The 12,632-nt window shown below is 67.9% G+C and carries 13 protein-coding genes; 6 read left to right on the top strand and 7 right to left on the bottom strand.

The window, feature by feature from the left end; translation table 11 throughout:
* Positions 1–33: 33 nt before the first annotated feature.
* From CFN78_RS30275 to CFN78_RS02965, 5 genes are all read left to right on the top strand, one after another.
* Positions 34–180 (top strand): ALQxL family class IV lanthipeptide, encoded by a 147-nt coding sequence (locus CFN78_RS30275; protein WP_205660404.1) that lies wholly within the window; start codon positions 34–36, stop codon positions 178–180.
* 43 nt (positions 181–223) lie between these two features.
* The gene (locus tag CFN78_RS30270; protein ID WP_205660403.1) at positions 224–367 is read left to right on the top strand and encodes an ALQxL family class IV lanthipeptide; all 144 of its coding nucleotides are present in this window, start codon (positions 224–226) and stop codon (positions 365–367) included.
* 71 nt (positions 368–438) lie between these two features.
* Complete coding sequence (locus CFN78_RS30265; protein WP_205660402.1) at positions 439–588, top strand: ALQxL family class IV lanthipeptide; 150 nt, start codon at positions 439–441, stop codon at positions 586–588.
* A 285-nt stretch (positions 589–873) separates the two neighbouring features.
* Positions 874–2,667, top strand: coding sequence for an ABC transporter ATP-binding protein (locus tag CFN78_RS02970; protein WP_094860920.1), 1,794 nt, complete (start codon positions 874–876; stop codon positions 2,665–2,667).
* Between the two features lie 71 nt (positions 2,668–2,738).
* Entirely contained in the window at positions 2,739–3,650 is a 912-nt protein-coding gene (locus CFN78_RS02965) for a coiled-coil domain-containing protein (RefSeq protein WP_205660401.1), read from the top strand.
* A gap of 300 nt (positions 3,651–3,950) precedes the next feature.
* Here the strand turns inward: CFN78_RS02965 and CFN78_RS02960 are convergent, their stop codons facing one another.
* The 7 genes from CFN78_RS02960 to CFN78_RS02930 all read right to left on the bottom strand — a co-directional run bounded on the left by CFN78_RS02960 (position 3,951) and on the right by CFN78_RS02930 (position 11,478).
* Positions 3,951–5,132: an ABC transporter ATP-binding protein gene (locus CFN78_RS02960; protein WP_094860919.1), complete on the bottom strand. Its 1,182-nt coding sequence runs from the start codon at positions 5,130–5,132 to the stop codon at positions 3,951–3,953.
* 4 nt (positions 5,133–5,136) lie between these two features.
* Entirely contained in the window at positions 5,137–5,979 is an 843-nt protein-coding gene (locus CFN78_RS02955) for a carbohydrate ABC transporter permease (RefSeq protein WP_094860918.1), read from the bottom strand.
* Positions 5,979–6,932, bottom strand: a complete 954-nt coding sequence (locus CFN78_RS02950; RefSeq protein WP_094860917.1) for a carbohydrate ABC transporter permease — start codon at positions 6,930–6,932, stop codon at positions 5,979–5,981. Before CFN78_RS02950 ends, CFN78_RS02955 begins: the two co-directional genes overlap by 1 nt.
* Positions 6,929–8,254: an ABC transporter substrate-binding protein gene (locus tag CFN78_RS02945; protein ID WP_094860916.1), complete on the bottom strand. Its 1,326-nt coding sequence runs from the start codon at positions 8,252–8,254 to the stop codon at positions 6,929–6,931. The genes CFN78_RS02950 and CFN78_RS02945 overlap by 4 nt, the downstream gene beginning before the upstream one ends.
* 238 nt (positions 8,255–8,492) lie before the next feature.
* On the bottom strand, positions 8,493–9,023 hold the full coding sequence (locus tag CFN78_RS02940) for a general stress protein (RefSeq protein ID WP_094860915.1): 531 nt from the start codon (positions 9,021–9,023) through the stop codon (positions 8,493–8,495).
* A 165-nt stretch (positions 9,024–9,188) separates the two neighbouring features.
* Positions 9,189–9,737 carry an OmpA family protein gene (locus CFN78_RS02935; RefSeq protein ID WP_094860914.1) on the bottom strand — a complete coding sequence of 183 codons (549 nt, stop codon included), beginning with the start codon at positions 9,735–9,737 and terminating at the stop codon, positions 9,189–9,191.
* 538 nt (positions 9,738–10,275) lie between these two features.
* Positions 10,276–11,478, bottom strand: coding sequence for an acyl-CoA dehydrogenase family protein (locus tag CFN78_RS02930; RefSeq protein ID WP_094860913.1), 1,203 nt, complete (start codon positions 11,476–11,478; stop codon positions 10,276–10,278).
* Between the two features lie 188 nt (positions 11,479–11,666).
* On the opposite strand from CFN78_RS02930, the gene CFN78_RS02925 reads away from it, so the two are divergent.
* Positions 11,667–12,626, top strand: a complete 960-nt coding sequence (locus CFN78_RS02925) for an aminoglycoside phosphotransferase family protein (RefSeq protein ID WP_094860912.1) — start codon at positions 11,667–11,669, stop codon at positions 12,624–12,626.
* The last annotated feature ends 6 nt before the right edge of the window (positions 12,627–12,632 follow it).

Genomic DNA, 12,632 nt, shown 5'->3' with positions numbered 1-12,632 from the left:
GACTCGAATCGTACGAGAGGAGGTGAATACTCGATGGAGATCGATATCAGCGCGTTGCAGGAGCTTCCCCCGCAGGAGGAGCCGAAGCTGGGTGGGATACGTCCCGCGGATTGCTGCCCCGTAGCACCCGTTCCGACAACACTGATGACTTGCTTCGGTTGCACCTTCAGCCACAACTGATGGAAAGCAAAGACAGCTACCAGCGCGGAGGAGGTGAAGATCTATGGAGTTCGACATTTCCGCCTTGCAGGAATTACCGGCAACAGAGTTTCTTGGCGCGGCAAGCCCCGCGGGGTGTTGCGCCGCGATGTCGGTAGTCACATGCCCGAAATGCACATTTCTGTGCTCCGCCGGGTGTCCTCCGTAAACCGACAACCTGACAATGTGCTCACCGAAGAATTCAACGAGGTACCCACCGATTGAGAGAAGGTGTTCGATATGAGTGTCGACGTGGAGGCCTTGCAATTACTACCCGCGTCTGAGTCGGCCACACCAAGAGCGGCCGGGTGTTGCCTGGTCGGCACTTGCGACATTCTCACGACTTACCAGGTCTTCACCTGCAAGACCTGCACCAATACCGGTGCGTGAGTAAGACGGCGCACAGGTCGGTCATTTGTCGGATCGATACGTATCACCACCTTTCGCGAATCATCCCCTATTTGCGCCGACCTGTGCGCCTTCGCGTCCGATTCAACGAAACCGAATCGCAGTATTTCAGTTATTGACAATCAATAGCCGGACCGGCCGGACACCTTGAGTGACCATGTCCGATGAAGGCAACTTTTCCGGTAGCAATACGACCGACCGTGATTTTCTCATTTCGAGAAAGACCTCGCGACCAGTGATCCGCGACGCGACTGTGGGGCCATTCGCATGACAATTCCGAGTGACGACATCACGCCACCCAAATTCGACCGTGGGGCACTGCGCACACTGCTCGGTTACGCCCGGCCGCATCGGACGGTGCTGCTGGTGAGCCTCGTACTGACCCTGCTCGCCAGCGGCGCCGGCCTCGCGCAGCCGCTGGTCGCGGAGTCCGTGCTGGGCACGCTCGGCACGGACCAGAACCTGACCGGCCCGTTGCTGCTGCTGTCCGCACTACTGCTCGGTGCCGCCCTGCTGACCGGTATCAACTCCTGGCTTCAGCAAAGAACTTCCGAGCGTGTCGTGCGGCAGGTACGCAGGCGGTTGTCGTTCGCGCTCATCCGGCTACGGGTATCGGAGTTCGACCACCGCTCGCCCGGTGACCTCATCGCACGGGTCACCTCGGACAGCACCGTCCTGCAGAGCGCCGCCACCGAGGGCGTGATCATGCTCGTCAACGGCTCGCTGACCCTGGCGGGATCGTTCGTGCTGATGTCGACGCTCCACTTCGGACTGTTCGCGGCGACCGCCGTGGTGATGATCGCGGTGGCCGTCGTGATGCGCGTCGTGCTGCCGCGGATCCGGCTGGCGTCGACCCGCGCCCAGGTCGCGGTCGGTGAGATCGGCTCGGTGCTGGAACGCACCCTCGGAGCGATCCGCACGGTGAAGGCGAACGGTGCCGAAGCACGGGAGACCGAAGCCGCCGACACCGCCGTGGAGAACGCCTACCAGGCCGGCCTGACGGGAGCCCGTTACGGTGCCGCGGTCAGTGTCGTGTCCGGGCTCAGCGTCCAGCTCACCTTCCTCGTCGTGCTCGGATTCGGCGGCTTCCTGGTCGCCAGCGGCGCGCTGTCCATCGCCTCGTTGATCGCGTTCCTGCTCTACGTCTTCTACCTGTCCAGCCCGATCTCCTCACTCACCACGGGACTGACGCTGCTACAGCAGGGACTCGGCGCCTCCGTGCGCGTCAACGAGGTGGACGAGATGCCGCGTGAGGAGGACGTGGACCTCCCGGTCGCCGCGCCCCCGGTCGCCGCACCGCGCATCGAACTGCGCGAGGTCCGATTCACCTACCCCGGCCGTGCTCCCGCCCTGGGCGGGGTGTCCTTCGAGGTGCCCGCGGGCAGGCAGACCGCGGTGGTGGGTCTGTCCGGGGCGGGGAAGAGCACACTGTTCGCGCTGCTGCAACGGTTCTACGAACCGGAGTCCGGGACGATCCTCGTCGACGGCACCGACATCGCCACCTACAGCAGGGCGGAGGTCCGGCGGCGCATCGCCTACGTCGAGCAGGACGCTCCCGCGCTGGACGGCACCATCGGCGACAATCTCCGTTACGCCGAACCGGCCGCGGCGCCCGACGACATCGAGCAGGTTCTGCGCACGACAAGGCTGGACGGGCTGGTCGGCAGGTTGGAACTCGGGCTGGACACCCAGGTCGGCCCACGCGGGGTCACCCTCTCCGGCGGGGAGCGGCAACGGCTCGCCATCGCCCGGGCCCTGCTGCGCAAGCCCACAGTGCTGTTGCTCGACGAGGCGACCGCGCAACTCGACGCACGCAACGAGCAGGCCCTGCGCGAGGCGATCGACCGGGCGTCCGAGCACTGCACGGTCCTGGTGATCGCGCACCGGTTGTCCACCGTCACCGAGGCCGAGCAGATCGTGCTGCTGGAGAACGGCCGCGTTCGCGCGGCGGGTACGCACGCCACGCTGGTGGAGACCGACGACCTGTACCGCGAACTGGCCATCACCCAGCTCTTGGCGCAGGAGGAACCGGCCGGGGACGTGCCGGCCGCTGTTTCCTGATGCTCCGTCGCCGGGACGCTGGCCCGGCGAAAAACCTTGGCCCGACGCGGGATTCGCCATAGTCTTGCCGGATGGCCGCTTCCGGCAGACCCGACCGTCCCGCCCAGTCACCCGGCTTCGGGATCACCTTCCGTGGTTACGACCAGTCCCAGGTCGACGCGCAGCACCGCCGGCTCACCGCCGAGATCGCCGCTCTCACCCGGAACCGCGACGAGTCCGCCTCCTCGGTCGCGGAACTGTCTAAGGCACTGGGTTACACGCAGCGGGAACTGTCCGACGCCAAGGCCGCGCTCACCCGGATGGCGGCCGGGCCGGCGAGCAGTGCCGGGATGACCGAACGCGTCCGCACCATGATGCAGCTCGCCGAGGAGGAGATCGCGGAGCTGCGGGAGAAGACGGTCGCGGACGCGGAAGCCACCAGGGCGGCCGCGGAACAGTACGCCGTGGACGTCCGTGCGGACGCGGACGAGCACGCCGCCGAACGCGCCGCCGAACACGAGCGGCTCGGCGCGGAACTCCGCGCGGAGTACGACGAACTGCGCGCGACGCTGTCCGGTGAGCACGCCGAGCTGATGGCGACGGCGCGAGCCGAGATCGAACGGCTCGACCGCGAGGCGAGCGAACGCAGGGCCGCGCTCGACGCCGACGCCGAGCGCGTCATCACCGAGCGGGAGGCCGCGGCACAGGAACTGGCCGCCGGCCTGGTCGCCGACGCACGTCGCGGGCTCGCCGATGCAGAACAGGCGCGCACGCTCGCGGCCCGGCACCGGGGCATCGTCGCCGAGCAACTGGAGGCGGCCGGCGCCGCCGTGCAGGAGGCGGTCGCACGACTCGGGGCGTCCGCGGACGACGTGCGGATCCCGGGCCAGAGCGAGGCGGCCACGGCGGACGGCGACCGCGAGGCCGCGGCGCCACCCGGCCCCGGCGGGAGCGCCCGAGCACACCCTGCACCGCAGGCGGGCACGGCAGCGCGACCGAACTGACCAAACTGACCACGGTCCCCGGATCCGGCAACTCGTCGACGGATCGAACCGGCACAGCCCCACACGGCGCCGCCCCACGGCCCGACACGAGGTGCCAGAGCGCACGACACGAGGTGCCAGAGCGCACGACACGAGGTGCCAGAGCGCGCGACACGGGGTGCCCAGCCGCACGACACGAGGTGCCAGAGCGCGCGACACGGGGTGCCGGAGCGCGCGACACGGGAGTCGGGGTGGGGGTGGACACGGTGAAGGCCACCTCCCCCGCCCCGGGGAGGTGGCCTTCACACGCCTGTGACTACCTCAGCCGTTGTAGGTGAGGTTCCGGCCGGAGGCCGGGTCGAACAACGAGATCTTGTCCGCGTCGAACCAGATGTCGACCTGTCCTCCCTCGCGCGCCTGCGAGGCGGCGGAGAGCCGGGTGACGATCTGCGAACCCGCGGCGGGCATGTCCGCCGAACCGCTGTCCGCGGCGAGCTCGTCGAGTTCCGAGGAGGTTACCTGCTCGCCTTCGATGGAGAAGTGGGCGTACTTCTCCGACCCCATCGACTCGAGGACGTCGACGTGCGCGGCGAAGGTGGTGCCACCACGCTTCTGGCCCTCGTCGAGCAGCGCGGCGTCCTCGAAGTGCTCCGGCCGCACCCCCGCGATGACCTCGCGGGAGGCGCCCAAGGCCTCGACCAGCCTGCGGACCCGGTCGGACAGCGTGACCGCGCCGAACGGACTCTTGAGCTGCCCCTCTTCCAGCGTGGCGGGCACGAAGTTCATCGACGGCGAGCCGATGAACCCCGCCACGAACAGGTTCGCCGGGTTCTCGTAGAGGAACTGCGGCGAACCGATCTGCTGGACGTACCCCGCCCGCAGCACGACGACCCGGTCGCCGAGCGTCATCGCCTCGGTCTGGTCGTGCGTGACGTACAGGGTGGTGGTGCCGAGCTGCTTCTGCAGTTTCGACACCGAGGTACGCATCTGCCCACGCAGCTTGGCGTCCAGATTGGACAGTGGCTCGTCCATCAGGAACGCCTTGGGGCTGCGCACGATCGCCCGGCCCATCGCCACCCGCTGCCGCTGGCCACCGGAGAGGTTGGCCGGCTTGCGGTCGAGATGCTGGGTCAGGTCGAGGATCTTCGCCGCTTCATCCACTTTGGACTTCACGGTCGCGTCGGCGACCTTGGCCAGCCGCAACGGGAACGCCATGTTCTCGCGGACGCTCATGTGCGGGTACAGCGCGTAGGACTGGAACACCATTGCGATGTCCCGGTCCTTCGGTGCCTTCTCGTTGACCCGCTTGCCGTCGATGCGCAGCTCGCCGGAGGAGATGTCCTCCAGGCCCGCCACCATGTTCAGCGTCGTGGACTTTCCGCACCCCGAAGGGCCCACCAGGATGATGAACTCGCCGTCGGCGATCTCGATGTTCACTTCGGACACCGCGAGCGCACCATCGGGGTACTGCTTGCTCACCTTGTCGAGAACGATCTCAGCCATTGCCTTACCCCTTAACCGCACCGGACGTCAGCCCGGCGACGATGCGACGCTGGAAGAACAACACGAACAGAATGATCGGGATGGTGATCACCACGGCCGCCGCGGAGATCGTCCCGGTCGGGTCCTCGAACTGCGAGGCGCCGGTGAAGAACGACAGCGCCGCCGGCACCGTGCGCGAGGCATCGGTGGACGTCAGCGAGATCGCGAACAGGAAGTCGTTCCAGCAGAAGATGAACACCAGGATCGCGGTGGTGAACACACCGGGGGCGGCCAGCGGGGCGATGACCCGCCGGAACGCCTGTGCCGGGGTGGCACCGTCCATCTTCGCCGCCTTCTCCAGTTCCCACGGGATCTCCCGGAAGAACGCGGACAGCGTGTAGATCGCCAGCGGCAGTGCGAACGTGATGTACGGCAGGATCAGACCCGGCCACGTATCGAACAGTCCGAGCTCACGCTCGATGTTGAACAGCGGCGAGATCAGCGACACCTGCGGGAACATCGCGATCAGCAACGACACCCCGACCAGCAACTGCTTGCCGGGGAAGTCGAGCCTGGCGATCGCGTAGGCCGCCATCGTCCCGAGCACCACGGCGATCACCGTCGCGATGACCGCGATGCCGATCGAGTTGACCAGTGCCCGGATGAACTCCGTGGTCGCGAAGATGTCGACGTAGTTCTGCAGGGTCCACTCGGACGGGATGAAATTGCCGTCCGAGAGGGTGTCCTTCGTCTTGAACGACAGCGACACCGTCCACAGCACCGGGACCAGGGCATAGATCACCACGACGACGTCGATGAACGCCCACTTGGCTTTGCGGCCGGTCGTGACCGCACCTCCCATGGCCATCAGCGTTTCCCTCCCGGATCGCTACCGGGCGCGGCGGTACCGAAGATCTTGATGAAGATGAACGCGATGATCGCCACCGTGATGAAGATCAGCACGGACATCGTCGATCCGATACCGAGGTTGAGGCCCTTGATCAGGTTGTTGTATGTCTGCATCGACACCGACGACGTGTCCTGCGCGCCACTGGTGAGCACGAAGATGTTGTCGAAGACGCGGAAGGCGTCGAGCGTGCGGAACAGCAGCGCCACCAGGATGGCCGGCTTCATCACCGGGATCATCACCTTGGTGAACCGCTGCCAGCCGTTCGCCCCGTCCATCGACGCCGCCTTGAGCAGGTCGTCGGGAACGAGCGCGAGACCGGCCATCAGCAGCAGCGCCATGAACGGGGTCGTCTTCCACACCTCGGCGAGGATGATGATCGCCATGGAAGAGGCGTACTCCGTCAGCGGCGCTCCGCCGGGGGCGACCAGGTTGGCCAGATAACCCGTGTCCGGCGTCCAGGCGTAGTACCAGGAGAACGCCGCCACCACCGTGACGATGCCGTACGGGATCAGCGACACCGTGCGGACGAGACCACGTCCGACGAGGGTGCGGTGCATGATCAGCGCCAGCCCCATACCGAGCACCAGCTCGATCGCGACCGACACCACCGTCAGCAGCACCGTGGTACCGAACGCCGTCCACCAGTAGGAATCCGAGAGCACGGCCACGTAGTTGGCCAGCCCGACGAACTCCTGCTCCGCGGGGAACCGGAGGTCGTAGCGCTGCAACGACAGCCACACCGAGTAGATGATCGGCCAGCCGGTGACCGCGATCATCACCAGCGCGGCGGGCGCGCACAGCAGCAATCCCAGGCGCCGTTCCGCCCTCTTGCCCTCGCTGAGCACCGGCTTGTGCTTGGCTGGGCCGGCTTTGCGCGTCGCGGACGCGACTTGCTCGGTCGTCTCGGTCACGGGATCACCCCCTTCGAGTCAAGCGCATCGGTGAGCTTCTGCCGCAGTTCCTCGGCCGTGGTCTGCGGATCGATCTGCCCCGGCGGGGAGAGCACCTTCGACATGACGGTCGACAGGTTCTGGTACGCCGGGGTCAGCGGCCGCACGGCCGCGTCCTTCAGCGCCTCCAGGATCGTCTCCTTCATCGGATACTCGGTCGCCATGCTCGGGTTGTTCTCCGGATCCGCGGGCTTGGCCGGATCCAGCGGCACCTCGTCGGTGTAGACCGACTCGATCGTCGGCGGGACACCGTCGTTGAGCGCGGAGAACTTCTGGCTGTCCGGGCTGCGCAGGCACAGCGCGGCCTCGAAAGCCTGCGGCTTCTTCGTCGAGGCCGAGCTGACCGACAGGTCGTAGCCACCGATCGTGCTCTTGCTCGGCACGCCGGGCTCCACCGAGGGGTAGCGCGCCCACTTGAAGTGCGGCAGTCGCTCGGGGTCCTCCTCGGCCATCGACGGGTACACGAACGGCCAGATCAGTTCGTACGCGGCCTCACCGCGCTGGAACGACTGCCGGACGTCGTCCTCCTTCTGGTTCGTCAGCGACGGGTTGGTGATGCCGCTGGCCGAGACCTCCTTGAGGATCTCCAGCGCCTTGACCGCGCCCTCGTCCATGACGACGGACTTGCCGTCCTCGGAGAGGATCCGGCCACCCGCCGATTCGACGATCGAGTTGTAGACCGCCACCAGGCCCTCGAACTGCGCACCGGTGTAGAGCACCTGGTACGGCTTGCCCTCGGCCTTGAGGCGCTTGGCCTCCTCGATCATCTCGGTCCAGGTCGCGGCCGGCTTCGGCGTGACCCGGTCGTCGTACCAGAGCAACTGGATGTTGGTGTTCTTGGTGGCGCCGTACAACTTTCCGTTCCACTGCGCGGTTTCCAGCGGCCCCGGGAGCACGCCCTGTTCGGCCTGCGCCTTGTTCTCGCCGGTCCATTCCTCGATCCACCCGGCTTCGGCGAACTCGGGAACCCACGTGACGTCCAGCCCCAGAATGTCCAGCCCGGCGTCGCCCGCGGCCAGGCGCCGCACCATCTGCTCCCGCTGGCCGTCCGCATCACGCGGCAGCTTGTTGTAGACGATCTCGTACCGTCCACCAGCCTTGGCGTTGCAGTTGTCGACGACCTTCTGGAAATTGTCCTCCGGCGCGTAGTAAATATTGATCTTGTCGCCGGAGTCCGTTCCACACGCGGTGATCAGGGTGGCGGCGAGCATCGATACGCCGACCGCGGCGGTGGCTCGACCGGGCGAGCGACCTCGCCGGATCGCACCGTTCGCCTTACCCATCGGTCCTCCTTCCAAGCGCGCACGCGAAGGCGCACGTGCCCGGACGGACACGGGACACGGCGGAAGAACCGTGTCAGCACCCCGACGTGCAAAGCGGTGTTCGGCGTGACATGTCGCACGCCGATGGATCAGGTGCCGAGCAACCTATTCCCGGCGATCACTCCGCGCAAGCACGAGCGGTAACGATTCAGCCCAGCGCCGCAAGCGGGTCGCGCAAATGGCGCAGTCCCGCGGGCGATCAGATGTCGGAGCGTGTCGATCCCATGGCCAGCCTTGCCAGCAGGTCGCGTCCGCGCTCGGCGTTGCGGGGTTGGCAGAGCACGTCGTACCGGCCGGCGACGAGCTGACTGGCGGAGGAGAAGTCGCGGCGGCCCTTGGTGGAGGCGTAACTGATGGCGGCGAAGATGACACCGAAGGCGATACCGGCGATCAGGCCGACGAGGATCGGGGCGTAGTTCATTCCCTGCCCGCCGAACATCCCCAGCAGCAGGCCGACGAACAGGCCGAACCAGGCGCCGGAGACCGCGCCGGTGCCGAGCACCCGCCCCCAGGACAACCTGCCGATGACCCGCTCGACGAGCATCAGGTCCACGCCGACGATGGTCACGTCGGCGACGGCGAACTCGTTGTCGGCCAGATGGTCGACCGCGCGCTGGGCGCCCTCGTAGGTGTCGTACGAGCCGATCGGCCAGCCGGAGGGCGGCGTCGGCAGGCGCGGCTGCCCCGGCGCCGGACGTCCTCCGGAGGAAAAAGCACTCGTCACGATCATCACCCATGCCTTGCTGGTGCGGACAATCCCATCCTGCCAACATCGATGTAATCATGCGAGGCCGTGCGCACGCCGGACGGCCGTTCCAGCCCGGACGGACCGCGGCCGGTGCGCGGCCGCGGTCCGCTCGGTGCCGTCCTGCTCGGCCGTCCTACTTTGGCCGTCCTACTTGGCGGTGATGTCCACCGTGACGGCGGCGGTGTCGTCCATGACGCCCTCGTTGCCCGCGGCGACCGCCTCGACGCGGTCCTCGGCCACTCCGCCCGAGGTCAGTTCCTTGGACACCGCGTCGGCACGCTGCTGGGAGAGTGCCTTCGCCTGCTCGGCGTCCTGGTAGCCGGCGGTCGCACGGACCTCGAGCTTGGCGTCGGGCACTTCGGCCGCCGCCTCGGCCACGCTCTTCAACGTGGAACGGCTCTCCTCGGTGAGCTCGGGGCTCTCCGCCGCGAAGGTGATCGGCGCGGCCGAGAGCACCTCGTCGAGCTTGGCCTGCAGGCCGGAGACGCTGCCCGCATCGGCGTTCGCCGCGGACTCGCCCGCGCCCGCGGAGGCCGAACTGCTGGGCGCCGAGGACGAGGCGGGTGCGCCGGACGGGTCGCCCCCGGAGTCACCGGTGCCGCCGCTGTCCCCCTCGGAACCGCAGGCGGTGAGCGCGAGGGCCATCGCGGCGATGGCGGCGGTGGCGAAGCCGTGCAGGGTCGTACGTCGAAGCATTGAATTCTCCTGTACCGAAATAGTGCTCGTGAAGGGCACTCCGAATCCCGCCGGACGGAACTCGGACCCTCTTCTTCCGCGGAATGGCCTCGACGGCGGAGTCCGATGTGGACACCGACGGCGGCCTTCACATTCGAGGTGCTGTCACGCCCGTTGTCGCACCTCGTGGCGCTGCCCGACTTCGTCGCGCAGCGGTCGGAAACTAACCCGCATTCGCGTACACGGAAACTCGACGCATTCGCCCTGGCCGCGAAGAATGCGGAAAAGATCACCACAGGTCACCACTGGCGGAGAAACCCGCGCGGCCGATCTCGGCGAGGCCGCACGGTGGTGTGAGCGGGCGATACCCACGGCAGCGTCCACCGCGCCCGGGTGACCCGGATCGGGTGGGATCGAGATATTCCGGAGGCGTGCCGGAACCGCCCGGCTCCGCCGCCACCCGGCTCGGCTGCCGCACCGGCCACGGCCCGCGTCACGCGCGCGAGCGGTACGCCCGGAGCGAGGCCCCACCGATCGGCCGGCAACGGCGGCTCCCGCGTCAGCCGCGCGAGCGGTACTCCCGGAGCAGACCACGGCTGATGATCGTCTTCTGGATCTCGCTCGTACCCTCACCGATCAACAGGAACGGCGCCTCGCGCATCAGCCGCTCGATCTCGTACTCCTTGGAGTAGCCGTAGCCACCGTGGATGCGGAAGGCGTCCTGGGTGACCTCGGCGCAGTACTCGCTGGCGATCAGCTTCGCCATGCCCGCCTCGACGTCGTTGCGCGCGCCCTGGTCCTTCAACCGGGCGGCGTTGACCATCATCAGGTGCGCGGCCTCGACCTTGGTCGCCATCTCGGCGAGCTTGAACGCGATCGCCTGGTGCTCGGCGATCGCCTTGCCGAAGCTGGTGCGCTGCTGGGCGTACTCGACGGCCAGCTCGAACGCGCGGATCGCGATGCCGCAGGCGCGGGCGGCGACGTTGACCCGGCCGACCTCGATGCCGTCCATCATGTGCGAGAAGCCCTTGCCCGCCTCGCCACCGAGCACCTTGTCCGCACCGATCGGGAATCCGTCGAACACGGCCTCGGTGGTGTCGACGCCCTTGTAGCCCATCTTGTCGATCTTGCCGGGAATGGTGAGCCCCGGGGTCACCTCGCCGAAACCCTCCGGCTTCTCCACCAGGAACGCGGTCAGGTTCCGGTGGGCCTTCTCCTCGCCCTCGTCGGTCTTGACGAGCAGTGCGATCAGGTTCGAACTGCCGCCGTTGGTCAGCCACATCTTGGCGCCGTCGACAACGTAGCCGTCGCCGTCCCCGGTCCGCACGGCCTTGGTCTTGATCGCCGCCACATCGGAGCCCAGGTCCGGTTCGGACATGGAGAAGGAACCGCGTACCTCTCCGGTCGCCATCTTCGGCAGGAAGTGCTTCTTCTGCTCCTCGGTCCCGTGCCGGGCGATCATGTGCGCGACGATGAAGTGGGTGTTGATCACGCCGGAGACGCTCATCCAGCCGCGGGCGATCTCCTCGACCACGAGCGCGTACGTCAGCAGCGATTCGCCGAGCCCGCCGTACTCCTCGGGGATGGTGATGCCGAACAGCCCCATCTCCTTCATCCCCTCGACGATGTCGGTGGGATAGGTGTCCGAGTGCTCCAGCTCCTGGGCCTTCGGGATGACCTCTTTGTCCACGAACGAACGCACCGTGGCGAGGATCTCCGACTGGACGTCGGTGAGTCCGGCGGTCTGGGCGAGGCGAGCCATGCGTGCTCCGTTTCGTGGCGCTGGAGTTGCCTGACGTGCGCCGGTCCACTGCACCGGCGCAGGACTATCCGGGAGTATGACCCGGATTCCGCCCTCGTGCCTGTGACACCGTTCACTCCCGGTTCTGCCCGCGGAGCGGGCACGGACAGCGTTCGGCGCCTGATCCGGCCCACTGGGATGCTGCCGTCATGACCGAACCGTCCGTCCCCGCGTCCTTCGCCCGCCCGTTCGCGCTGCGCGAGGGCGCCGCCGGACGGGCCTGGCTGGACTCGGTGCCCGGACTCGCTCGCCACTACCTGACGCGGTGGGAGCTCGAACTCGACGGCGAGCCGATGCACGGCTTCGCAGGCCTCGTCTTCCCCGTCACCGGCCAGGACGGCACGCCCGCCGTGCTCAAGCTCTCCTGGCCCGACGAGGAGACCCACGACGAGCCGGTCGCGCTCGCGGCGTGGGACGGCGACGGGGCGGTGGCGCTGCTGCGCTGCGCGCCCGAGGACGGGGTGCTGCTGCTGGAGCGGCTGGACTCCGGCCGGATGCTGGAGCACGAACCGATCGGCCCGGCGGTGGACGTCATCGCCGGGCTGTTGCGCAGGCACGCGATCCCGGCGCCGCCGTTGCGGCGGACGCTGGCCGGCGAGGCCACGCGCTGGGCGGCGACGCTGGTGGGCGAGTGGGAGCGGCTCGGCAGGCCGTTGGACCGCGCACTGGTCGACGCCGCGGTGGAGATCTGCTTGCGGCGCGGGCCGGAATCGGCGTCCCTGCTGGTGAACGAGGACCTGCACTTCTCCAACGTGCTGGCGGGCGAGCGGGAACCGTGGCTGGTGATCGACCCGAAACCGCTCGCCGGGGACCTGGAGTTCGCGGTGATCCCGTTGCTCTGGAACCGGATGCCGGAGTCCACACTGGACGAACGCTTCGCCGCGGTGACCGCGGGCGCGGGACTCGACCCGGCGCTGGCCCTGGAATGGACGCTGGTGCGGGCCGTCGTCAACCTGCTGTGGGCCGTCGAGGACGAGCAGGCGGGCGCGGTGGACACCGGATCGGCCGCCGACCCCGCCCTGGCCGGCTGTCCGCGGATCGCCGAATGGGCACACCGGCGGATCCTGCCCGCGGCCGCCAACCGGCGACGGGACACCGCTCGGGGATAACCTTGC

This window comes from Amycolatopsis antarctica (assembly GCF_002262875.1).
Classification (GTDB): domain Bacteria; phylum Actinomycetota; class Actinomycetes; order Mycobacteriales; family Pseudonocardiaceae; genus Amycolatopsis; species Amycolatopsis antarctica.
The sequence above is the reverse complement of the archived record's forward strand: the minus strand, read 5'-3'. Positions and strand labels throughout refer to the sequence as shown.

Coding starts and splice junctions, on each gene's coding strand:
- CFN78_RS30275 (WP_205660404.1), top strand. CDS start 34: ATGGAGATCGATATCAGCGCGTTGCAGGAGCTTCCCCCGCAGGAGGAG.
- CFN78_RS30270 (WP_205660403.1), top strand. CDS start 224: ATGGAGTTCGACATTTCCGCCTTGCAGGAATTACCGGCAACAGAGTTT.
- CFN78_RS30265 (WP_205660402.1), top strand. CDS start 439: ATGAGTGTCGACGTGGAGGCCTTGCAATTACTACCCGCGTCTGAGTCG.
- CFN78_RS02970 (WP_094860920.1), top strand. CDS start 874: ATGACAATTCCGAGTGACGACATCACGCCACCCAAATTCGACCGTGGG.
- CFN78_RS02965 (WP_205660401.1), top strand. CDS start 2,739: ATGGCCGCTTCCGGCAGACCCGACCGTCCCGCCCAGTCACCCGGCTTC.
- CFN78_RS02960 (WP_094860919.1), bottom strand. CDS start 5,132: ATGGCTGAGATCGTTCTCGACAAGGTGAGCAAGCAGTACCCCGATGGT.
- CFN78_RS02955 (WP_094860918.1), bottom strand. CDS start 5,979: ATGGCCATGGGAGGTGCGGTCACGACCGGCCGCAAAGCCAAGTGGGCG.
- CFN78_RS02945 (WP_094860916.1), bottom strand. CDS start 8,254: ATGGGTAAGGCGAACGGTGCGATCCGGCGAGGTCGCTCGCCCGGTCGA.
- CFN78_RS02940 (WP_094860915.1), bottom strand. CDS start 9,023: ATGATCGTGACGAGTGCTTTTTCCTCCGGAGGACGTCCGGCGCCGGGG.
- CFN78_RS02935 (WP_094860914.1), bottom strand. CDS start 9,737: ATGCTTCGACGTACGACCCTGCACGGCTTCGCCACCGCCGCCATCGCC.
- CFN78_RS02930 (WP_094860913.1), bottom strand. CDS start 11,478: ATGGCTCGCCTCGCCCAGACCGCCGGACTCACCGACGTCCAGTCGGAG.
- CFN78_RS02925 (WP_094860912.1), top strand. CDS start 11,667: ATGACCGAACCGTCCGTCCCCGCGTCCTTCGCCCGCCCGTTCGCGCTG.